Source organism: Labrys sp. LIt4 (assembly GCF_017813775.1).
Classification (GTDB): Bacteria; Pseudomonadota; Alphaproteobacteria; order Rhizobiales; family Labraceae; genus Labrys; species Labrys okinawensis_A.
In genome coordinates, this window is record NZ_JAGIPY010000003.1 from 258,934 (window position 1) to 280,939 (window position 22,006).

Below are 22,006 nucleotides of genomic sequence, written 5' to 3' on the forward strand. Positions count from 1 at the left end.
TCTCCGTCCAGATATGAGCGAGCAATATCTCAATATCCATGCGAACTTATGTTTCGAAATTCTGCGTGATTTTACCGTGAAACGAAAAAATCTTCACAGGTAGATTTTCGAACTTACAGGGTACATTACATTCTACGAAGGAATTATTGGAGTGGTAGGCTCCCTACGCTTCCCTGACTGCGCCCAACCAAAATGAGGGTTTGCGGCAGGCAAGAAAACAGCTGAAGCTCAATGCAGACCCAAAGAACCCATCCAACGAAACACTGCCATTATTGTAGTGTTCGAAGATCACCGCCTCAATTCGGGAAATTGAATGCCCCTCCCCCACCCGATAGGCAAACTCGGACCAAAAGGAGTAGCGCCTATCGATCCCGCTGGCGCACACCACTAAGCCGATAGCCGTACGCTCCGGCTCTAAAGGTGGGAGCGACGGCGGACGCTTCGCAGCGACCGTTCCACACGGGAAAAGTTGCGCGCCGAGCTCAATGCTGATCCTCTAGAATCAATCAATCGCCGTGCCAGTAGAAGCCAAGCTTTCGATGCCCCCTCGTCCGCCCACTCCACCCGCTTCCCGGGACGTTCATGTCTGGCAATGGGATCTCGACGCCGACGAGGGTAGCCTCGACCGGAACTGGGAGATTTTGTCGGAAGAGGAACGCGTGCGCGCCGATAAATTCCGCTTCGAACGGCATCGTCGCCGCTTCGTGGCAGCGCGCGGGAGGCTCAGGCAAATTCTCGCCGATTACCTCGCAATGTCCCCGCAAGCGGTCGGATTCGGCTATGGCGACGAAGGCAAGCCCTTCTGCACCACCCAGCCCTCGGGATGGCGGATCTGCTTCAATCTGAGCCATAGCGACAATAGGGCAGCCCTCGCCGTCGCGAACGATTTCGAGATCGGCATCGACATCGAGCATGTTCGCACGATCGAGGACGGCGTCGCATTGCAAGTGTTCTCACCTGCCGAGCGCACGCAATTCGACGCATTGCCGCCCGGGGAGCGGCAAAGCGTCTTTTTCGAAAATTGGGCCCGCAAGGAGGCGTGCCTGAAGGCGCTCGGCACGGGCTTTGCTCACCCGCCGACCCATTTCGAATTCGATCTTGCCATCGGGGGCGACACGGCACCCCGCTTCGTCGGTGGCGATGCCGAAGAAGCGAAATGTTGGCGCATTCGCGCTCTGAGATCCGCTATGAACCGCACTGGCTCGGTGGCAGCACGGCGTCTCGATTGGTCGATCGTCGAAATGAACTGACGGGCGGCACCGGCCACTATGCCGATACGCCGGACAGACGAACGCAAAGGGTCCGCACCCTTTGAGGCCTATGACACCTCGGCAAGCGCTACCGAAACCTGGCGAAGGGATCCGGCTCGCACCCGCGAGGCAATCGCAAGGAGCTGCAGCCAGGCGCCGCAGCTCAATGAACGCGTCTACCCACCCGTAACTGCGGCTTAAGCCGCAACCGCGTGGACCTGCGTCTCGGAGCGCAGAACCGAACCCGTGATCTGGCCGGCTGCAGCGATCCCGGCGCGCATCTCCTCGCTGATCTCGAAAAGACCGGCATAGGTCATCACGCGGCCGATTCTGGTGGGTACACCAATGATATCCGCCGGACAATTGGCGAGCTTGAAGATGCGGGCCATACGCGCATCGTAGACGGACACCACGAAATCGATGCCGGCAAGCATGCCGACCTCGACGATGCCGCACAGCAGCTCGGTCGTGACCGAATGCAGGCGGCGACTGCCGTCACTTGCCAGATCCGGATCGATCGCAAAGCGAGAGCTTTCCCAAATCAGCGGGCTCTCCACAATTTCGCCATCCGGCAGCAGTACTGAGAAGACGTCGCGCAGCATATTGGGACCAGTCGTCGGCAACAGGCGCAGACCACCTTCAACACGGCCCGTGTATTGATTTCGCGATATCAAGTAAACAGGGTCGCAATCATCGAAATAATCGATTTCGCGACCATTCGAAACGTTGACGTCCCAATCAAGCCTGTCTTTAAAGACCCTTGCACGCATCTGGTAAAGTGCATCCAGGGTTTCGGTATGTAAATGACGTTCGTAACTTTGAATGACTTCAATCATCGAACAGACCCTCCGTCGGAATCTGCTCGAATTTATTGGCCACTTATTCCCTTAGAAATACGGCGTATTTGACGGGTTACCTCGATCCGAAAAAAATGCTCATATTCATTGCCTTGGCGACGGCATGAGTAACATTGGTTGCATTCAGTTTTGCTCGAGCCAGATCGAGGTAAAAACGCACCGTCCGATCCGAAAGGGAGAGTATCGTCGCAGTTTCCGAGACTGTTTTGCCGCGGGCAACCCATTTCAGGCATTCGATCTCACGCGGAGAAAGATGGACTTCCTCTTCTTCAACGGCCTCCGTCCGCAGGATGGCATTGTGGATGTGGTAGGCCAAGACCTGGAAGTCGCGCTGGAACGCTCCCAACGTCTGATCCCATTCCTGATCGGAGACGTCGCTGGTGATGGTGAAGAGTGCGCGCTCGCCGTGGCGGCCGCGGATAGGGAAGGTCAGGCCCTGGCGCCCGAGCCCAAATTCGGCAGCCTCGCCGAAAAAGGCACGGAGCTTCGATCCTTTCAGGTCGAATTTGCGCCAGTCAATGGGCAGGACAGCCGAAAATCCCTCCCTTAGAACAGGATCTATTCTAACGTAATTTTCACTCTTATAGTGCTCAACCCAATCATCGGAGTAAGTAACAGCCAAATAGGGATCGTCGCCATTAGAGCTAGGAATATTTACAGCAAAATAAGCCGCTGTGCGCAATCCATAACTCTGAACAACGCGATTCAACATCCCTTTTACGTCGCGAGACGTCGGTACACTGCCAATCTCATCGACAATATCATAATATATCTTGTCGAGCGCTCTCATATGCCGCCCCCTAAACCTCGGGGCGGTATGATAGTGCAAAACGTAGCGGGATGCTAGTTCCTAGATTACTTCGCGAGCGCCTGGCGCGATAGGTTGAAGACTTAGATTATATACTTCAATGTCTCTTTAAATCTCGAAAGTAGAGCGGCAGCACTCTGAGTTCATTTCAGTCTGGTGTTAGTTAGTCGCTAATCAACAAAGGTTGATCGGTTGAGTATCTGTCAAGAAACGGCAGCCGTTTCAATCTTCGATACGACGATGTTTCGCCATTCCCGCGAACGGTGGGGTCGAACCGATGATAAACAAGGGTCACGACGTAATGCCTAAAGTTCAACAGAGTCAATCGATGGTCACCATTGATGACGACACCGGCACGATCACCATCGATCTGGTGGCTTATGGACCGGTGCGAATCGTGATGACGGCCGATGGTGACATTGAAGTCGAGGGACGTAGCATCCTGAACACGGCTCATTGGACGAGTTTTGGTAACGAGCTTCCCAAGCGAGCCTGACAGTCGCCGTCGCGGGCCTGGTTTGAGATCGAATATATTCTGCCGATGATGGAAACCCGGGGCGGCCATGTCGCCACGGGTTTCGCTCGTGCCGTCCCGGCCTTGCCGGAACTGGTATTATTCATGGTATCTCCTCAGCAGTATCGGCAAGACCTGGCCTTCGCGCCTGCAGCTTACCCCCTCCTTGCGATTTGCCCGGGCGCGGCGCCACAGGTTTGATCGTATTTCCGCAAGCATCCAATCCCGTCGATACTGTATATCTTCTCGGTGGTGCACGTTCCTTATCCGGATTCTAGCACCGATCCGGCGCGCCCATCGATGTTGCTCTGCCCCCGTCCGTCACCGGTAGTGACGTAGCGCTATCAACAGGCGATCAGATTCGTTGCATTAGGTATGGGGGATACCGCACCGCCCAACATACGCCGCCCGAGAGGTGGCCCCCCATGCGGGGAAGCCGCCGCCCCCCGGGCATGGCTGGTACCATCCTGCCCGTTCTCGCTCGTGCCATGATCTGAAGGCAATGTGCGAAATCGCACATCGCAGTCCGGCGCCATGGTGTTTCTCACTCGGGCGGTGGGTGGTTGCCCTGGTGTCAAGAAACGGCGTCGAATCCAAGTCATTTCAAGCCTGCTTTCTTGGCTCAGGATGGCGGCAGGTCTAATATTTCTCCAAAAAGAAAACTATCTTCGTCTTCGGTCGCGAGAATTTGGAAGTTTGACATTTTGCTGAAAGTCCTTGCCTATTTCGCAATTGGAGGAGGGGAAGCAGGTGAGATCGATCGGTGAAAGCGGTCTGGCACACGAGGGAGAGCGTTACTTGAAGATCCCCGTTAGTGTAATCGACAAGCGTGCCTTCTGGCGCGATTGTCTGACGATGTGCTTGACGACCTCCTCTGCAAATCTTGCAGCCGTCGGCTACGACACCATCGACGATTGGCTGACGTCCTCCACGCATGCCCCTTCGACGATCATCCTGCTATGCGCTACCAATGAAGAGGGCACGGCCCGGGCCATCCAGTCCGGGCTCGATCGCATCCTGTCCAGCGTGCCGGGTGCGCGCGTGGTCATCCTGTCCGACATCGACAATCCGGCCACCATGGTCTCCGCCTTGGAACGGGGCGCGCGCGGCTTTGTAACCATGAGCCTCAGCCTGGAAGTGGCCATTGAAGCAATTCGCATCGTGAATGTTGGCGGCACCTTCGTTCCCGCCAGCGGCCTGCTGTCGGCGCGCCAGGGCCTTACTGCCCCGACCGAGGGCCAATCTCCGGCTGCCGAGGGGCGGCCGCACTTCACCGAACGCCAATTGGCGATCATCGCCTGCGTGCGCAAGGGCGAACCGAACAAGATCATCGCCCACAAGCTCAACATGACCGAAAGCACGGTCAAGGTTCACATCCGCAATATCATGCGCAAGATCAAGGCCAAGAACCGCACTGAAGTTGCATTTCTTACCAACGAGTTGCTGCTTCCCAACGAAGCCTCGAACGATTGAGGCTCGCGCCGCTGCAGCGGAGCATAATGCGCATCGCTTCTCGGCCATGCCGCTGCCAAGACTTGCGACTGCCCTCCCCGGCTCCCTCAGCAACCCTTGTTCTCCGGCGCGATGACGGCTACTGGCTTGTCCGTCATCGTTGGAGTGCGCCCCATGCCCGGAACGATCCGGATTCTCGACGGCGGTATGAGCCGGGAACTGCTTCGCCTCGGCGCCGAATTGCGCCAGCCCGAATGGTCCGCCCTCGCTTTGATGGAAGCGCCCGACATCGTCCGACAGGTTCACGCCGAATTCATCGAGGCCGGTGCGGAGGTGATCACCACCAACAGCTACGCCCTGGTTCCCTTTCACATCGGCGAGCAGCGCTTTCGTGAGCAGGCGCCTGCCCTGACCAACCTCGCCGGCCAGCTTGCACGGCAGGCCGCCGACAGCAGGGCCGGCCGCAAGGTGCTGGTAGCGGGTTCACTGCCGCCGATCTTCGGTTCCTATGAGCCCGAACGCTTCGATCCTTCCCGCGTCCAGGACTATCTGGAAGTGCTGGTTGCCGGCCTCGCACCCCATGTCGATGTCTGGCTCGGCGAAACCCTCAGCCTGATCGCCGAAGGCGAAGCCGTGCGCCAGGCCGTTGCAGCCACGGGCAAGCCGTTCTGGGTCTCCTTCACACTGGCCGACGCGATGGGTGAGGAGAGCTCAGAACCGCGTCTGCGCTCCGGCGAAAGCGTGGCCGACGCCGCCGCCTGGGCGGCCGGATCGGGCGCAAGCGCCCTGCTCTTCAATTGCAGCAGGCCCGAGGTGATGGGGAAGGCCGTGCGCGTGGCTAATCGTGCCCTCCGCGAGCGGCAAGCCGATATCGAAATCGGTGTCTATGCCAATGCCTTCGAAGAACAGGAGGGAGATGGCGCCGCCAACGAGACCCTGCACGGGACGCGCGAGGACCTGACGGCGACCGCCTATTCCCGCTTTGCCTGCGAATGGGCCGATGCGGGCGCCACCCTGATCGGGGGATGCTGCGGCATCGGCGCCCGGCACATTCATGATCTTGCCACTGCCCTGAGACGCTGAACGCATCGCGCGGAGCGACCACCCGCGCCTGCCCGCGCAGAAGCGCCGCGTCATCATCGGCGGCCTAGCCGGCTCGCCCCAAGGCGATGGCCGATCCCGTGAAAGGCAAGACGAGATCATAACCTGGAGGAGGCGGCGCGACCGGCGTGGTCGCCGCCGTTCCGAACTGGGTGATGCCCATGCCGACAGTCTGGGCAAGATCGTAGAGCTTGCCGGCAAATTCGAACGGATTGCTCGCGATCAGACGCGCCGAAAACACATTGGTGCCAAAGATGGCTCCGCTTGCTGATGTGAGGGAAGCGGCGACTGTGGTGCCGACCACGAGGCTGGTGCGGCGGAAGGTGGCGATGCATTCGCCCTGTGCGAAGGAGGCCGGATCGGCAAAGGTGGCCCCCGGCCGGCGCTGCAGATACAGCGAGAATTGGCCGACCGGGTCGAGTTCGAGCGAGAGCGCGCCATTGTCGATCCCATCCGCCTTGAACGGCGTGGCGGCGAAGGTGAAATGCGCACTTGTCTCCGCCGGCTTGCCGTCGAACAGCGGCGCATCCGCAAACGGCAAATGCAGGAAGTAGCCGTAATCGGCCAGCGATCCATCATTGGCGCGGTAGAAACGGCCGGTAGCGTACCAGGCGAGTTCGGCGGTCATCAAAGCGGTCATGAAGAGTCCTCGGCGGGAAAGGGGCGCCACTCTATAGACCGGGAGCAAAGCGCGTTCACGACCGTATGCTTGTTTGCTCTGAAATGGGGAACTCGAAAGATCTGGACGGCACCTCTGCAGTCGATGCCGCGTCCTCGTGTCTCCTCAGGATCCGCTCGTTCCAGCCGGTCCACCGGCGCTGGCCTGAGAAGGCTTCGACTTGACGGTGACCGTCGCCGTCTGGCCCGCCACCAGGCGAAACCCCTCGGGCAGCTTGTCGAGCGCCACGCGGATCGGCACGCGCTGGGCAAGGCGCACCCAGGAGAAGGTCGGGTTGATATTGGCCAGCAAGTTCGAGCCGTCGCTGCGCTCGCGATCCTCGATGCCGCCGGCGATACTCTCGACATGGCCGGTGATGACGGTCGGCTGGCCCATCAGGTGGATGTCGACCGGATCCCCTATCGCGATGCGGGGCAGCTTGGTTTCTTCGAAATAGCCCTCGACACGCAGCGAGTCGGTGTCGAGAAGAGCGGTCACGGCCTTCCCGGCCGTGACATAGTCCCCGGGATTGAGACTGAAGTTGGTGATCACCCCATTGACGGGTGCCTTGATCTCCGAGCGATCGAGATTGAGCTTGGCCACCGCCTGGTTGGCGAGGGCCTGCTGGTAGTTGGCGCTCGCCACGTCCTGGCTTGCCAGGGCCTGCTCGATCTTCTGGGCAGACGCCACGTCCTTGCCGAGTTCGCTATAGCGCGCATAGTCCCGCTTCGCCTGCTCCAGCGTCGCCCTGGTGCCGGAAACGGCCGCATCGGCCTGCTGCAAGGCAAGCTCGAAGCGCTTGGGATCGATACGGACGAGGATGTCGCCGCGATGGACCTGCTGGTTGTCGCGGACCAGCACTTCGCTGACCAGCCCGGACACGTCCGGTGTGACGCCGACGATATCGGCGCGCACATGGCCATCCCGTGTCCACGGGTCGTTCATATAATAATCCCACAACCGCCAGCCGAAACCGGCGGCAAGGGCGACGACGATAAGGGTAATGAGAACTCGCCCCAGCGAGGCAAAAAAGCGTTTCACGATGCAAACCGTTGAAAGATTGAAAATAGCCCGCTCAGGACGATGACGAACAGCGCGAGATCGAACAGCGAGCGATGCCAGACCAGGCGGTAGACGCCGACCCTGGCCAGTACGGAACGAAGCAGAAGATTGGCGATGACGGCGAGGAGTGCGAGGATCATCAGGCTCGGCACATAGACGCCAAAGATATCGATGTCGGCGTTCACGATGCGAGCTCCAATTTGGGAAGGAAGGGCATGGCTGCGGGTGCGGCCAGGTTCACGGGTGCTGGCGAAGCGGGAAACAGAGCTCGCCGCAAGCCTACGAGCGCCTGCACGGCATTCCGGCGCAGGCTCGGCTCCACGCCCTGCGTGAACTCCGACAGGGTCTCGTCGATGATGCCGAGCAACGACGCTGGCGGATCGACCGCCCTGCCCGTCGCCGCGCGCTCAGCGTAGAAGCGGGCGATGGCGTCCAGCACTTGCTGCAGGCGCCGCCGCTGCGCGGATGACAGCTTGCCGCGCAGCCTCTGCAGGTCGAGCACATTGATGCCGACACGCAGTTCCACCAGAAGGTCGGCCGCCGCCACGTCCTCGCTGACGCCCTGGGCCAGCCGGGGCACCAACTGGCCGAGGCGATCGAACACACGTCCGGCAAAGGCCTCGGCATGGGCGTTGCGCCCGCCGCGCGAGGTCGCGGCAATATCCGCCCAGCCGGCCCTGACCAGGCGCCTGGCGACCATCGCCGCCCCGAAGGGCCTGGTGGCCAGGGTCCAGACCAAGGCGAAAGCACCGCCGAGGATCGAGGCGACGGACGAGTTCATGAACGCCGCGAACTCGGCACTGTAATTGGCCTGCAGCCCGACGAAGGATGCCGTGTTCACCGACAGAAGCATGGCGATCATGTTGAATTGCGGGCGCGAAACCAGCGTCCCGACCAGGATGAAGGGCACGGCGAACATCACCACCAGCCCGACATAGTCATGGGCGAGCGGCAAAAGGGCGAAGAGATACACCGCCGACAGGCCGACGCTGACAGCCGTCCACACCGTGAAGCTGCGGATCTGGCTGACCGGGTTGTCGATGGCGGCAAAGAAGGAGCAGCCGACCGCCGTCATGATCACGCAGCCCGACCCCTCGCTCCAGCCGGTCCATATCCACATCAGGCCGGACAGGACGGTGGCAAGCACGACCGAGCCGGCCTGGAAGGTTAGCAGCGCATAGTCGTAGTGGCTGACCTTGCCGACGGTCCGGCGCATGCGGAAGGTCGGGCGCCAACGGCTGATGCGGTCGCCGAGCTCGATCTGCCGCTGCAGCTCGCGGCAGTCCTCCCACAGATCGACCAGTTCCTTCATGCGCTCCAGCGTGCTCGACAGCACCAAGGCCGGCCATTGCGCCTCCTCAGCGCTTTCCAGGTCAGTCTTCGGCTCCAGCGCGGCGATGTCGGCGAGCAATTGATCGGCTTCACCGCGTTCATTACCCTCGCCCGAACGCATCCAATCGAGGAGGCGCATGCGCAAGGCATCGATGCCGGCGATCTCGCCGCCTGCTTCGCGCAAGGCAGCCAGACGGTCTTCCAGAGAGGACAGCAGCGGCAGCAGCAACGCCATGCGTCCCCGCAATTCACGGGCGATGCGCACCGTCGCCTGGTTCGCGGTATCATAACTGAGCTGGCTGATCAGCATGTCCATCGCCCGAATGTCGGCGGCGAGGCGCTGGCGTTCCGGCGTGGCCCCGTTCCCGGCGCCATCGGTCAGCACGGCGCTCGCCCAGGCTCCCGCGTCGCGCAGCCAGCGCTTGATCTGCTGTCCGAGCACAGGCCCGATCCGGGTCGGAAAGAACAGGGAACTCACCACGGCGGCACAGACGATGCCGAGCGTGATCTCTTCGGCGCGCGAAACGGCGACGTCGAAGATCGTTTCGGGCGCGCTGACCGTCGGCAATGCGATCAGGGGGAGCGTGTAGCCGGCGAGCATGAAGACATAGCTGCGCGGCGTGCGATCCAGCAGGGAGACGAACAGGAAGACACCGGTCCATAGGCCGACGACGATGATGAACAATTCAGGCGCCGGCGCGAAAATGGGCAGCAGCAGAATCGATCCGGACGTGCCTATGAAGGTGCCGAGGGCCCGATAGAGCGCTTTCGACGTGGTGGCCCCCGCCAGCGGATTGGCGACGACATAAACCGCCGCCATCGCCCAATAAGGGCGCTCCAGCCCGGCGGCCAGGGCGAAATAGAGCGCCAGCATCGAGGCCGAGAACGCCTTGAGCGAAAAGACCCAGTCCCGGACCGTTGGTAGGGGGAAGCCGGCGGTCATGTCGCCGCCTCCGCCTGCTGGCGGGCTGATGCCTCCTCGATGGCCCGGAAAACGCGCAGCGTTGCCTCGATGTCGTCCTGCGGCAGATGGCCGAGAATGCGGCTGCGCAGGGCGACGAGTTCCTGCTCGATCACGCTTGTCACTCTCTCGCCCTCAGGAGTGAGCCACAATGTCTTGGCCCTGCGATCAGCCCCCTCCCGTTTTTCGATCAGGCCACTGGCGCAAAGCTGATCGAGAAGGCGCACCAGGGAGGGTCCTTCGATGCCGATCGCATCGGCGACCTCGGTCTGATTCACACCGCCGCCCATGCGCTCGATCTGGATGAGTGGCACCGCCGCAGCGTCAGAGACGCCATGGGTAGCAACGATGTCATGCACCAGGCGACGCCAATGGCGGCCGATCTGCTGGGTTTTACCGGTCAATGCGAAGCGCAGGGCGTCAATCTTTTCCATAGCTAATAGTTAGCATCCTAATTAAATGGATGCAAACTATTTACACCCGCTCTCATCACCCGCCAAAAAACCTCCTGACAGGATCTGTCACTCAGGCATATAGAATGGCGATACCAAGACCAATGAGACGCCATGGCCCGAACGAGCCGCCTCCTCTCGCTCCTGCAGATTTTGCGCGGCAAGCGCCGCCCGGTGACGGCGGCCGCGCTCGCCGCGGAACTCGCCGTCTCCGAGCGCACGCTCTATCGCGACATCGCCGAGCTGGTCGCCCAGGGCGCGCCCATCCAGGGCGAAGCCGGCATCGGCTATATCCTGCGCCCTGGTCTGTTCCTGCCCCCGCTGATGCTTTCGGAAGATGAAACCGAAGCCATCGTGCTCGGCCTGCGCTATGTCGAGCAGCGCGGCGACGACACGCTCGGCCGCGCAGCCCGCGATGCACTCGCCAAGATCGAGGCGGTCCTGCCGCCGGCTGCGCAGGAAATCGCCCGCAATCCGGTGGCCCTGCCCGGGCCGAGCCACAGGAGCTTTCCCGACAACAGGGTCGCGATCGAGGTGTTTCGCAGCGCCATCCGCGCGCAGGCCAAGCTTCGCATCGATTATGGCGACCTCAACGGCCAGGCGACCACGCGCGTGATCTGGCCCATTGCCATCGGCTTCATGAATGAAGCACGCATGCTGGCGGCCTGGTGCGAATTGCGCCAGGACTTCCGCCATTTCCGCACCGATCGCATCGCGGCAGCCAGCGAGATCGGCGAGCGCTATCCCGGACGACGCAGCCAATTGGTGAAATCCTGGCGCGCCGTGATGGACGAAATCGCCAAGCGCTAGAGCCTTCCTCCGTACCGGCTATTCTTCCGTCTTGCCTCACCACCACAAACCGGGCAAAGGGCCGTGATGCGCATCCTGGTTCCCGGCGGTTACGGTCTGATCGGTTCGGCCATCGTCTCGGCCCTGCTCGCGGCTGGCCACGAGGTCACGGGTCTCGGCCGTTCCGTGGGCCAGGCGCGCCTGCGCGAACCGCGCGTGCGCTGGCTGCAGCATGACCTCAAGGATCTCGTCAGCGCCGAGGCCTGGCGTCCGCTCCTGGCAGACGTCGACGCCGTGATCAACGCTGCCGGCGTGCTGCAGGACGGGCCCGGCGACGATGTCATGGTGACCCAATCGCTCGCCATGGTCGCCCTCTTCGAGGCTTGCGAACAGGTCGGGGTGAAGCGCCTCGTCCAGATCTCCGCCGTCGGCGCCTCGCCCGATGCCACCACCGTGTTCATGCGCAGCAAGGGCCTCGCCGACGAAGCCTTGCAAGGCTCCTCGCTCGACTGGACCATCCTGCGGCCCGGGCTGGTTCTGGGCTCCTCGGCCTATGGCGGCAGCGCTCTGCTGCATGCGCTCGCCAGCCTGCCCGGCTTCATTCCGCTGCCGCCCGCGCCGACGATCCGCAGCGTAGCGCTCGATGACGTCGCCGCAACGGCGCTGGCCGTCGTGGAAGGACGCCTCCCTCATCGGCGCATCTATGATCTCGTCGAAGACAGGGCGCATAGCCTCCAGGAAATCGTCGCAACGCTGCGGGCAAGGCTTGGGCTGCCGCCCGCCCGTTTTGCCCGCTGGCCGCTCTGGATCTTTCGCCTCGCCTTTCGGCTTGGCGACCTGGCGGGTCTGCTCGGCTGGCGCCCGCCGATGCGCACCACCTCGCTCGACCAGATCCTGGCCGGCATCGATGGCGATCCGACGCCGCTCGGCGCCGCCAATGGCCGGTCGCTCAAGGCCCTGCCCGAGATTCTGGAAGCCGTCGGCGGCACTGTGCGCGAACGCTGGTTCGCACGCCTCTTCCTGCTCAAGCCGGTAATCGTTGCGACGCTGGGCCTGTTCTGGCTGCTCTCGGGCCTGATCGGTCTCATCGAGGCGGACAAGGCGAAAACCGTGCTGACGCTGCGGGGTTTTGCGCCGACGACCGCGGCCCTCTTCGTCCATGGCGGCGCCCTCATCGATCTCCTGCTCGGCGCGGCCATGCTCTGGCGACGAACCATGCCGGCCGCCGCGACCGGCATGATCGGCGTCACCCTTGCCTATCTCCTCGCCGGAAGCCTGTTCACGCCCGACCTCTGGCTCGACCCGCTCGGCCCCTTCCTCAAAACGCTGCCGGCGGCAGTGCTCGCTCTGGTCGCACTCGCCATCAAGGACGCCCGATGACCTATGCCGACCTGCTCCTCTGGCTCCATGTGATCGGCGCCGCCGTGCTGCTGGGCACCGGGGCGGGCATCGCCTTTTTCATGCTCGTCGCCCATCGCACCGATGACGCCCGGCTGATCGCCCACGTCGCCGGCACCGTCGTCACGGCGGACCTCCTGTTCACCGCCACCGCTGTCATGCTGCAGCCCCTCACCGGTGCCCTGCTGGCGCGGGAGATCGGCTGGCCGCTAAGCTCGCCATGGATCCTGCTGTCGCTGGGCCTGTATGTCTTCACCGGCCTGTTCTGGCTGCCCGTCGTCGTCATCCAGGTGAAGATGCGCGATCTCGCCAGGAAGGCCGTGCAGGAGAATTCCGCCCTTCCACCAAACTATTACCGGCTTTTCCGCATCTGGTTTGCCTGCGGTTTTCCGGCCTTCGTCGCCGTGCTCGCCATTTTCTGGCTGATGCTGACCAAGCCGCAATTCGGATAAAGCGTTTTGCGATTTGGTGGAACCACCAAGAATCGCAAAGACGCGCCGGAACAAGGAGCTCGAGAAAATGAGCGTTCACGCTTGAACACACTTTGCTCTGGAGCAAGCGCAGCTTGCTTGTTCGCAATCCAGCGCCGACCTATACCCTCAACTTCGAATGCAGCCATCCAAGTGTGGAGGGACCATGCGTATCCTTGTTGTCGGCGCTGGAGCGACGGGTGGCTATTTTGGCGGCCGGCTGATGCAGGCGGGCCGTGACGTGACCTTCCTGGTTCGCCCCGCACGGGCGGAAAAGCTGCGGACGGAAGGCCTCCGGATCGTCAGCCCGTTCGGCAATGCCGAACTGGCACCGAAGCTGGTCACCACCGGCGGCATTGCCGAGACCTACGACCTCGTGCTGCTCACCGTGAAGGCCTATGGCCTCAAGGCCGCGCTTGATGACATCGCGCCCGCCATCGCTTCCGAGACGATGATCCTGCCGGTGCTCAACGGCATGCGGCATGTCGATGTCATCAAGGCCCGCTTCGGCGAGAAAGCCCTCCTCGGCGGCGTCTGCCTGATCGCCGCCACCATCGACGGCGAAGAGCGCATCGTGCAGCTCACGCCCATGCACAACCTCATCTATGGCGAGATGAGCGGCGAGCGGTCCGAGCGTATCAAGGCCCTTGATGCGACCATGCAGGGCGCCGGCTTCAACGCCAAGCTCTCCGACGACATCGAGCGCGACATGTGGGGCAAATGGATCACGCTCGCCAGCCTCGGCGGCATCTGCTGCCTGATGCGCGGCTCGGTCGGCGAGATCGAAGCCGCTCCGGGCGGCCTTGCCTTCGTGTTGCGCTTCTTCGACGAGGTGGTGAGCGTGGTGAAAGCCGTGGGGAAACTGCCGGGCGCGCCCATCCTCGACATGGCCCGCTCCATGCTCACCCAGAAAGGCTCGGCCATGGCCTCCTCCATGTATCGGGACCTGCAGAAAGGCGCGCCGATCGAAGCGGATCAGATCATCGGCGACCTGCTGGCGCGGGCACAGGGAGCAGGAATAGAAACGCCTTTGTTGTCAGCCGCCTATACAAATCTGGCAATCTACCAGGCAAGATGAAGTGAAACCCGGAAAGCTGTCCGCGCGTGAACGACCGGCTCGATGGCCCGCGCTGAGTGAGCATGAGTTTCGATTACGCCCGCGATGCCGGATCTGCCGCCGCAGTGCTCCGTGCAGCCGCGCCCCACAGCGAGTTGTCCTGCAAAATCGCGGCTGAGGATGGCCATGTGAACACTCACGCTGACAAAAAGCTAACAAAATCATTCGTTTCTGCGCGGAAAGCGAAGCAGCTTCACAGCGGCTGCCCGAGAAAACCCACCACCTTAAGCAGCAGACCCATAAATCAAAAATATAATAAATATCGATACGTTAAGGCATTATTTCAAACAAGCGACCTCATTGAGGCGCAGGCTAATGTCCGTGGGTCAGGCCGCACTCACCAGCGCAACAGGCGACGGCCGGCGACATATCCCGCGACAGTGACGAGACCTGCCGCCAGGCTGTACCAGGTGGCTACGAAGAGCGGGCTGTCGTCCACGCAATGGCTGGCATAGAGCGTCGCGGCAATGCCGCTGGCGGCCAGACCGGCCACCGCCCCCGCCCTGCCGGGATTCTCGGGAGCGCCTTGGCGCAGGGCATAGAGCATGCAGGCCAGCGGCCCCAGCGCCAGCAAAGGTATCAGCATCAGGCAATAGCGGGCGTTCACGCCCACCCAGCGCGTTCCCCAGGTCGCGGACGGCATGACCGCCAATTCCACCACGACCGCGCCGATCAGGAGCAAGGGAGCAATCACCAGGGCAAGGCGCCATCCGCCGGATCGTGCACCCGGCCTGACCAGGCGCAGAATCAGGCCGCAGGCTGAAACAGCCAGGGACGCCGTCACAACGAATTTGAACAGGAAGCGCCAGGTCTCGGCCGCCGCCGCGATATCGGGACGGGGCCGGAATCCCACGGTGAAAATTACGGCCGACAAGGCCGTGCCGACGATCACCGCCAGTCCGAAAGCCCTGCCGAGGGACCATCCGACCGGCGCGTCCTCGGAAATGGCATTGATGAGATCGTCGGTCTTCACGGCTTCTCACTCCGATAGAGCGCTGCGAGCTTCTTGAGGCCCCGATGCAGGGCGACTCGAACGGCCACCTCGGTCATGGACAGCCGGCCGGCCATCTCCCGGATGCTGACGCCACCGAGGGAGATAGCCTCCACGATGTCCCGTTGCGGCGGTTTCAGATGCGCCAACATTTTCTCCGCCTCATGCTGCGACAGTCCGGATGCCGGCTCCTCCGCTTCGAGAACCTCGATCACGTCCTCGATCGGCACCATCACCTGCCGCCCCCGGCGGCGCATGGTATCGATCATCTTGTTGCGCACGATCGCCGACAGCCAGGGACCGAGCGGGCGCGAGGAATCCCAGGTTCCGCGCTTGAGGTGAATGGCGAGCAGCACTTCCTGAACGACATCCTCGATTTCCGCCGGCGGCGCGCCGAAGCGCTCGCAATAGCGGCGCGCCGTGCCGCGCAGATAAGGGGTCACCGCCTGCAGGAACCGCCGATAGGCCGGTGCATCTCCGGCGATCGACTGCCGCAACCATGCCGCCCACTCCTCTTCGCGCATGGAATTATGCACGAGCCACCCTCTCTACGGCCGCTCTCACGGCTTTGTTACCGAATGACGGCACCGACTCACTGAGCCGCTGTCGCCTCGGCATAATCGTCCAGCACCGCGCGTATGGCCAGAGACAGGCAGGCCGCCATGTCGAGCCGGCCCGCATGCTCCGCCGCGGCCGGCAGGAACTGGTGTACCAATGTGGGTGGCAAGGTGCGTCCAGAGAGCGCCTGCGCCAGGCGCGCGACGGCGCCGACCGCGGCCGGATGCGGCCAGTAGTAGCGGATGCGGTCGCTATAGCTGTAGTGGCGCAGCACATGCTGGCTGGCGGCATCGCCCTGATAATAGCGCTGCCAGTAGCCGGGTTCGGCCAGCATCAGGGCCTCCATCGCCTTGGCCAGCGGGCGCTCGCCATAGGAGGCATCGAGTTCCCCGGCGATGAGATCGAGGCCGTAGAGCGCCTCGCGCCAAGCAAAGGTCAGACCAGGCCCGACCTTGAGGATGGCAAAGCCGTCGGCTACCAGCCTCGCCAGCTTCTCCCGCGGCTGATAGTCGGTGGAATGGGCCTCGAACACCAGGGAGGGTTCGTCGCCCAGCACGCCGACGAGATCGCGGGCCTTTTCGGGCTGGTAGACCACCACGTCTTCATGCCCGAACTCGACACCGGGTTGCACAACCAGGCCGATCACACGTTCCAGCGCCGCCTCGACGCCCTGCTGGCGAAACACGGTCCGGTGGGTTTCGATGGTCTGGCGCGCCGCGGACGCGGCCGTCGGCTGCAGGCCGTCGAGCGCGTGCCAGGCGCCCCCCGGCACAGGCACCTCGGTGCCGATGATATAGACCGGCAGGGGCAGGCCATTGTCGCGGGCGGTCTGCTCCGCGACCTTGGTCAGGCGGGCAGCACGCCTTGCCGTGGTCTCGTCGTCGAGCGCCTCGGGCTCGCCCTTGCAGCCCATGCTGGCATCGAGATGGATCTTGCCGAACCCTGCCGCGACATAGGCCGCCATCATGGCCTCGGCCTTGGCCATCGCCTCCTCCGCCTCGAGATGGCGCCAGGGATTGGGGCCGAGATGGTCACCGCCAAGGATCAATCCGGCGGTTTCGTAACCGGCCACTTCAGCCTTCTCGAATACGAAACGCCTGAAATCGGCCGGGGTCATGCCGGTATAGCCGCCCTCCTGGTTCACCTGATTGCAGGTCGCTTCGATCAGGACCTCCCGCCCGCGTTTGCGGCCATGCGCCAGCGTCGTCCCGATCACGTCCGGATGGGCAGAGCAGATGGACGCGATACCCCGTGATTGTCCAGAGCGCCGCGCGGGGGCGAGGTCGAGAAGCGTGGTCATGTCGAGTCTCCGTGAACGATGGATCGCGATCAGGCCGAGGCCCGCATCATCAGTTGGGCTTCGAGCCGCAATTGCTGCTGCCCCTGCAGAGATTCCCCGCCCTCGACCTGGGCGAGCAGCAGCTCGACGCCGAGATTGCCGAGGCGAAAGAAATCCTGCGCCACCGTGGTCAAGGGCGGGCAGCCGAAGCGGCTATAGGGCTGGTCGTCATGACCGGCGACGCGCAGGCGGCAATCGGCCTCACGCCCGACTTTCAGGCCGCGCTGGAAGGCGGCGGCCATCACCCCTACGGCGATGCGGTCATTGGCGCACAGCACCGTCGAGGTCGGAAACCCGGCCCCGTCGATCACCTGCAGCGCCTCTGCATAGGCGATTTCCTCGAAACGCCAGTCCGGCTTGCCAGCCACGGTGATGATCTCGGGCTGGAAGCCGAGCCGCTCCATGGCCTGGACATAGGCGTTACGGCGTTCGGCGGCATTGTGATTGACCGCCGGCATTTCGAAGAAGCTGGGCGGCGTCCCCGTGCGGCAGAGATAATCGGTGATCAGGCCGATGCTCTGCTCGTTGTCGGTGCCGACGAAGGGGGAGCCGTCCTGCAGCGAGGAATCGAGATAGACGACAGGAATATGGGCGCGCAGGGTCTCCATCCGCGTCGCATCGGTATAGGCGCCGAGGGGAGCGATGATCGCTCCGGCGATCTTGAGCGACAGCAGCGTCTCCACCGAGCGCGCCTCATGCAGGGCATCCCCGCGCGACGACAGCACCAGCACGAAATAACCGTCCTGCGCACAGCGCCGCTCGATATGGCGCACCATCTCGGAATAGAACATGTCCGAGGTGTCGGGCACGATCACGCCGATGATCTTGGGACGTTTTCGGTTGAGGTTCACCGCAAACAGGTTCGGCCGGTAGTCATATTTGGCCAGCGCCCGTTCGATACGGATTCGGATCGATTTGCGTACGCTGCCGGGATCGTTGAAATATTTCGAGACCGTCGGCCGCGAGATCCCGCTGAGTTCAGCGAACTCGGCCATGTTCCTGATCTTTCGCACCGCCCTGCTGCTCCCCCTCCGCTCAATCCGCTCTTAATTTTTACACGAGTAAACAATATTATTTTTTACACGTCGTAAAATTCCATCGGCGGATTTCTGCTTTCTTTGACCCAAAATAAAAAATTATTATTTATTTTCAATATGTTGGTCTACATTCCTTACGACCAGATGGGCCGCATTTTGTCAATTTTATCACGCGCAATATCTTTAATTGACGCCTACGGGGCGAAACCATAGTCTGACAATTCATAAAAGACAAAAACAAATTCAGGGAGGGAGACGGCTCCGCAGGCGCAATCGCACCTGCATCGCCCGGCCATTCTCGGCATCCTTTCCTCAACTCGATCGGCGGGCCTGCCCGCCGTAGCCGGCTGGATACCTCGCGCCAGAGGAGGGTCCCTGCCGGAGGGATCGACCACTTCGTCAAACCGAGGAAACGACATGAGGAAACTGCTTACGGCCCTCGCGGCTGTCGCCATCGGGGCCAGCGTGCTCGCCGCTCCGGCGCAGGCCCAGGACAAGAAATACACCATCGCCCTCATTCCGGGCCTGACCACCGACGCCTTCTACATATCGATGCGCAAGGGCGCCGAGGCCGCCGCCAAGGTGGTGGGAGCAGAACTCGTGTTCCAAGGCGCGCCCGATTTCAATCCGGTAACGCAGACACCGGTGCTCGACGCCGTCATCGCACGCAAGCCCGACGCCATCCTGATCGCGCCGACCGACAAGGTCCAGCTCGTCCAGCCCCTGAAGAAGGCCGCCGACGCGGGCATTCCGGTGATCACCGTCGATACCTTCATCGGCACCGGCAAGTACCAGACCGGCGCGGGTGACGCCGACTTTCCGCTCTCCTATGTCGCCTCGGACAATATACTGGGCGGCCGCATCGCGGCCCGTGCCCTCGCCAAGGCCATCGGCGAGAAGGGCAAGGTCTATGTCTCCAATGTGAAGCCGGGCATCTCGACCACCGACCAGCGCGAGGAAGGCTTCAAGGACGAGATGAAGAACTACCCCAACGTCACTGTCCTTGAAACGCAATTCAACGACAACGACGCCAACAAGGCCGCCTCGCAGATGCAGTCGGTGTTCGCCCGCAATCCCGATCTTGCCGGCGTCTTCGGCGCCAATCTGTTCTCCGCGCTGGGCGCCGCCAACGGCGTGCAGCAGGCCGGCCAGAGCGGCAAGGTCCGCGTCGCCGCCTTCGACGCCCCGGCCTCGATCGTCGACAATATCAAGTCGGGCCTGGTTGATATCGCCATCGCCCAGCATCCGGCCGAGATCGGCTATTTCGGCGTGCTTTCCGCCTATGCCCATCTCACCGGCCAGTCGATCCCTGCCTCGATCGGCACGGGCTTCACCGTGATGGACAAGTCCAACGTCGACAAGCCGGAAGTCGCTGCCTTCATCTACAAGGAATGAGGCTTTCCCTGCATCTGCGCCGCCGGGGATCCTGGAGCAAAATGCTCCGGCCCGGCGGCCTCTTTATGTCCCCTGAACGGAGCGCCTGATGTCGGCAGCCCAATCTTCCCTCAGCCGGGCGCAGCCCGCGGCAGGACCCCATCCCATCCTTCTGCGCATCGCGGAGCTCAGGGCCTGGCTCTTCCTGGTCCTGCTCCTGGTCTTTTTCGAGTGCTGGGCCCGCATCGCCTATGGCTCGACCTTCGTATTCTCGGTCCCTACCCTGCAGTCGATCTCGATCTATGCCGTCGCGCCGCTCCTGCTGGCGCTCGGCTCGACCTTCGTGATCATCTCGGGCGGCATCGACCTGTCGATCGGTTTCATCATGGGGCTGTCGGCGGTGGTGGCGGCCCATACGGCCAATCTGATGGGCACCTCCATGCCGCCCTTCCCCGCCATGCTGGTCGGCATCGCGGCCGGCGTCGCCGTAGCGACCATCCCCGGCTATATCAACGGCCTCCTGATCTCGAAACTCCGGGTGCCTCCCTTCATCGGCACGCTGGGCATGTATGGCGTGGCGCGCGGCATCGCCTATCTGCTGGCCGGCGGCACCACCGTCCCAGTTTCGAACGGCTGGTTCGCGGCGCTCGGCAATGGCCGCTTCTACGGCGTGCCCGTGGTGGTGATCGTGGCAGCGCTCTTCCTGATCCTGATGCACTATCTGCTCTCGCAGACGCGCTTCGGCCAGCACACCTACGCCATCGGCGCCAGCGAGCAGGCCGCGCTTCGCGCCGGCATCAATGTCAGCCGCCACACCCGCAAACTCTATGTGCTGTCGGCCGTCTGCGCCGGCATCGGCGGCGTGCTCTATGCGGCCCGCTTCACCGCCGGCGCCGCCCAGGCCGGCGAGCCCCTCCTGCTCGATTCGATCGCCGCCGTGGTAATTGGCGGCGCCAGCCTGTTCGGCGGTTCGGGTTCGATCTCAGGCACGCTGGCCGGCGCCCTCGTCATTGCCGTCATCCAGTTCGGCCTCGTCTACATCAATGTCGAACCCTTCTGGCAGTTCGTGTCGGTGGGCGTCGTCATCATCGTTTCCGTGCTGGTCGACCAGGCCCAGCGCAGCATCGCCGGAGGCCGCCGTTCATGAGCAACCAGCCCCTCCTCGACGTGCGCGACGTCTCCAAGCATTTCGGCGGCGTGACCGCGCTCAACGGCGTCTCGCTCCAGCTCAATGCCGGCGAAGTCGTCGCTCTCGCCGGCGATAACGGCGCCGGCAAGTCGACGCTGATCAAGACCATCTCGGGCGTCTACCAGGCCGATGGCGGCGAAATCCGGCTGAAGGGGGAAGTCGTGAAATTCGCGACTCCCGAAGCCGCGCGCGGCCACGGCATCGAGACGATCTACCAGGACCTTGCTCTGGCCGATAATCTTTCCATCGGGGCCAACATCTTTCTGGGACGCGAGCCGATGACGAAGGCCTTCGGCTTTCTGCCCGTGCTCGACCGCAAGAAGATGGCCAAGGCGGCGCAGGAGACCATGGCGCAGCTCGACTTCCATGTGACGCGCCTCGATGCTCCGGTGGGCAATTTCTCCGGCGGCCAGCGCCAGGCGGTCGCCATCGGTCGGGCGGTCTATTGGAACGCGCAGGTGCTGATCATGGACGAGCCCACCGCGGCGCTCGGCGTGCCCGAGCAGCGCAAGGTCGTCTCCCTGATCCAAACCCTCAAGGCCCAGGGGCGCGGCATCATCTTCATCTCGCACAATCTGCAGGATATCTTTGCCGTCTCCGACCGGATCGTGGTGCTGCGCCGCGGCACCCTCGCCGGCGAGCGCAAGATCGCCGAAACCAATCATGACGAGATCGTCAAGCTCATGGTGGGCGGCTAGGAAGTGCCAGGAAACAACTGAAGCGCGACCTTTGTCATGCCCTGCAACGACAAAGGTCGAGCCAATTCGATTGGTTTATCTGCCGACGAGAATGTGAACAGGCTCGGGCTTCTCAATTGCGGCGGGGCATGAGATGAAATGCTGGTGACCCGCTGGCTTCTCATATCCCGCCTGCTCTCGATCTTCATGATCGTGAGCCTGCTGATTGCTCCCATGGCGCCTTTCTCGGCAGCCGTGGCGGCCATGCCTATGCCGGCGGCTGACCAGGCAACCATGGCTGCCGACATGCCGTGCTGCCCCGAGGACAAGCCCTCGCTCCCCGGGGGGCAGAAATCCTGTCCCGTCGCTCTGGTCTGCCTGGCCAAATGCACGGCTGGCGACCCGATCGCCGGATTGATCGTGGCGCCCGCCTTCGAAACCGGCACGCTCGCTTTCTTCGGCAATGATCGCGACAGGACACCTTTCGTGACGGCGCCGCCGGACCGACCTCCCCGCCTCTGAATTCATCCATGGCTCCGCTGGAGCCACTCGTCGCACAGCGTCCGGAGGACGCCGTTGCCCAACCACCGGCGTTTTTAGGACGCCGGTGGATCTGGACG

General features: G+C 62.7%; 23 protein-coding genes. 12 read left to right on the forward strand and 11 right to left on the reverse strand.

The features are described 5' to 3' along the window. Positions 1 to 539: 539 nt before the first annotated feature. On the forward strand, positions 540 to 1,250 hold the full coding sequence (locus J8I29_RS07065; protein ID WP_209431100.1) for a 4'-phosphopantetheinyl transferase superfamily protein: 711 nt from the start codon (positions 540 to 542) through the stop codon (positions 1,248 to 1,250). A 197-nt stretch (positions 1,251 to 1,447) separates the two neighbouring features. Here J8I29_RS07065 and J8I29_RS07070 read toward each other — a convergent pair whose 3' ends face one another. Together J8I29_RS07070 and J8I29_RS07075 are read right to left on the reverse strand one after the other, a co-directional pair. Then, positions 1,448 to 2,086, reverse strand: a complete 639-nt coding sequence (locus tag J8I29_RS07070) for an acyl-homoserine-lactone synthase (RefSeq protein WP_105865096.1) — start codon at positions 2,084 to 2,086, stop codon at positions 1,448 to 1,450. Positions 2,087 to 2,162: 76 nt separating this feature from the next. Then, a complete protein-coding gene (locus J8I29_RS07075) occupies positions 2,163 to 2,897 on the reverse strand; it encodes a LuxR family transcriptional regulator (RefSeq protein WP_082980089.1) in 735 nt (244 codons plus the stop codon). 346 nt (positions 2,898 to 3,243) lie between these two features. On the opposite strand from J8I29_RS07075, the gene J8I29_RS07080 reads away from it, so the two are divergent. From J8I29_RS07080 to J8I29_RS07090, 3 genes are all read left to right on the forward strand, one after another. Next, positions 3,244 to 3,411: a hypothetical protein gene (locus tag J8I29_RS07080; protein WP_156771738.1), complete on the forward strand. Its 168-nt coding sequence runs from the start codon at positions 3,244 to 3,246 to the stop codon at positions 3,409 to 3,411. An 816-nt stretch (positions 3,412 to 4,227) separates the two neighbouring features. Next, complete coding sequence (locus J8I29_RS07085; protein WP_209431101.1) at positions 4,228 to 4,902, forward strand: response regulator transcription factor; 675 nt, start codon at positions 4,228 to 4,230, stop codon at positions 4,900 to 4,902. A gap of 153 nt (positions 4,903 to 5,055) precedes the next feature. Then, complete coding sequence (locus J8I29_RS07090) at positions 5,056 to 5,964, forward strand: homocysteine S-methyltransferase family protein (protein WP_209431102.1); 909 nt, start codon at positions 5,056 to 5,058, stop codon at positions 5,962 to 5,964. A 64-nt stretch (positions 5,965 to 6,028) separates the two neighbouring features. Here the strand turns inward: J8I29_RS07090 and J8I29_RS07095 are convergent, their stop codons facing one another. From J8I29_RS07095 to J8I29_RS07115, 5 genes are all read right to left on the reverse strand, one after another. After that, positions 6,029 to 6,622, reverse strand: a complete 594-nt coding sequence (locus tag J8I29_RS07095) for a hypothetical protein (protein WP_209431103.1) — start codon at positions 6,620 to 6,622, stop codon at positions 6,029 to 6,031. A 144-nt stretch (positions 6,623 to 6,766) separates the two neighbouring features. Then, positions 6,767 to 7,681, reverse strand: coding sequence for an HlyD family secretion protein (locus J8I29_RS07100; RefSeq protein ID WP_209431104.1), 915 nt, complete (start codon positions 7,679 to 7,681; stop codon positions 6,767 to 6,769). Beyond that, entirely contained in the window at positions 7,678 to 7,887 is a 210-nt protein-coding gene (locus J8I29_RS07105) for a DUF1656 domain-containing protein (protein WP_209431105.1), read from the reverse strand. Before J8I29_RS07105 ends, J8I29_RS07100 begins: the two co-directional genes overlap by 4 nt. Beyond that, complete coding sequence (locus J8I29_RS07110) at positions 7,884 to 9,977, reverse strand: FUSC family protein (RefSeq protein WP_209431106.1); 2,094 nt, start codon at positions 9,975 to 9,977, stop codon at positions 7,884 to 7,886. The genes J8I29_RS07105 and J8I29_RS07110 overlap by 4 nt, the downstream gene beginning before the upstream one ends. Then, positions 9,974 to 10,429 (reverse strand): MarR family transcriptional regulator, encoded by a 456-nt coding sequence (locus tag J8I29_RS07115; RefSeq protein ID WP_105865104.1) that lies wholly within the window; start codon positions 10,427 to 10,429, stop codon positions 9,974 to 9,976. Before J8I29_RS07115 ends, J8I29_RS07110 begins: the two co-directional genes overlap by 4 nt. A 132-nt stretch (positions 10,430 to 10,561) precedes the next feature. On the opposite strand from J8I29_RS07115, the gene J8I29_RS07120 reads away from it, so the two are divergent. The 4 genes from J8I29_RS07120 to panE all read left to right on the forward strand — a co-directional run bounded on the left by J8I29_RS07120 (position 10,562) and on the right by panE (position 14,182). After that, the gene (locus tag J8I29_RS07120) at positions 10,562 to 11,257 is read left to right on the forward strand and encodes a YafY family protein (RefSeq protein ID WP_209431107.1); all 696 of its coding nucleotides are present in this window, start codon (positions 10,562 to 10,564) and stop codon (positions 11,255 to 11,257) included. 66 nt (positions 11,258 to 11,323) lie between these two features. Beyond that, positions 11,324 to 12,616 (forward strand): SDR family oxidoreductase, encoded by a 1,293-nt coding sequence (locus J8I29_RS07125; RefSeq protein ID WP_209431296.1) that lies wholly within the window; start codon positions 11,324 to 11,326, stop codon positions 12,614 to 12,616. Beyond that, positions 12,613 to 13,086, forward strand: a complete 474-nt coding sequence (locus J8I29_RS07130; RefSeq protein WP_209431108.1) for a DUF2269 domain-containing protein — start codon at positions 12,613 to 12,615, stop codon at positions 13,084 to 13,086. The genes J8I29_RS07125 and J8I29_RS07130 overlap by 4 nt, the downstream gene beginning before the upstream one ends. A 184-nt stretch (positions 13,087 to 13,270) precedes the next feature. After that, positions 13,271 to 14,182: a 2-dehydropantoate 2-reductase gene (gene panE / locus J8I29_RS07135; protein WP_209431109.1), complete on the forward strand. Its 912-nt coding sequence runs from the start codon at positions 13,271 to 13,273 to the stop codon at positions 14,180 to 14,182. 376 nt (positions 14,183 to 14,558) lie between these two features. On the opposite strand, the gene J8I29_RS07140 is transcribed toward panE, so the two are convergent. Genes J8I29_RS07140 through J8I29_RS07155 form a run of 4 tightly spaced genes read right to left on the reverse strand, consistent with a single transcriptional unit; the run spans position 14,559 to position 18,104 of the window. Next, positions 14,559 to 15,194 (reverse strand): NrsF family protein, encoded by a 636-nt coding sequence (locus J8I29_RS07140; protein WP_209431110.1) that lies wholly within the window; start codon positions 15,192 to 15,194, stop codon positions 14,559 to 14,561. After that, positions 15,191 to 15,748, reverse strand: coding sequence for a sigma-70 family RNA polymerase sigma factor (locus J8I29_RS07145; RefSeq protein ID WP_209431111.1), 558 nt, complete (start codon positions 15,746 to 15,748; stop codon positions 15,191 to 15,193). The genes J8I29_RS07140 and J8I29_RS07145 overlap by 4 nt, the downstream gene beginning before the upstream one ends. Before the next feature lie 56 nt (positions 15,749 to 15,804). Next, on the reverse strand, positions 15,805 to 17,070 hold the full coding sequence (locus tag J8I29_RS07150; protein WP_209431112.1) for a D-tagatose-bisphosphate aldolase, class II, non-catalytic subunit: 1,266 nt from the start codon (positions 17,068 to 17,070) through the stop codon (positions 15,805 to 15,807). Positions 17,071 to 17,099: 29 nt separating this feature from the next. Then, positions 17,100 to 18,104, reverse strand: a complete 1,005-nt coding sequence (locus tag J8I29_RS07155; protein ID WP_209431113.1) for a LacI family DNA-binding transcriptional regulator — start codon at positions 18,102 to 18,104, stop codon at positions 17,100 to 17,102. A 459-nt stretch (positions 18,105 to 18,563) separates the two neighbouring features. Between J8I29_RS07155 and J8I29_RS07160 the strand changes: the two genes are divergently transcribed. The 4 genes from J8I29_RS07160 to J8I29_RS07175 all read left to right on the forward strand — a co-directional run bounded on the left by J8I29_RS07160 (position 18,564) and on the right by J8I29_RS07175 (position 21,908). Next, complete coding sequence (locus tag J8I29_RS07160; protein ID WP_105865113.1) at positions 18,564 to 19,541, forward strand: ABC transporter substrate-binding protein; 978 nt, start codon at positions 18,564 to 18,566, stop codon at positions 19,539 to 19,541. Positions 19,542 to 19,629: 88 nt separating this feature from the next. After that, the gene (locus J8I29_RS07165; protein WP_105865114.1) at positions 19,630 to 20,667 is read left to right on the forward strand and encodes a ribose ABC transporter; all 1,038 of its coding nucleotides are present in this window, start codon (positions 19,630 to 19,632) and stop codon (positions 20,665 to 20,667) included. After that, the gene (locus tag J8I29_RS07170) at positions 20,664 to 21,407 is read left to right on the forward strand and encodes an ATP-binding cassette domain-containing protein (protein ID WP_105865115.1); all 744 of its coding nucleotides are present in this window, start codon (positions 20,664 to 20,666) and stop codon (positions 21,405 to 21,407) included. The genes J8I29_RS07165 and J8I29_RS07170 overlap by 4 nt, the downstream gene beginning before the upstream one ends. A gap of 144 nt (positions 21,408 to 21,551) precedes the next feature. After that, positions 21,552 to 21,908, forward strand: coding sequence for a hypothetical protein (locus tag J8I29_RS07175; protein ID WP_209431114.1), 357 nt, complete (start codon positions 21,552 to 21,554; stop codon positions 21,906 to 21,908). Positions 21,909 to 22,006 lie beyond the last annotated feature (98 nt).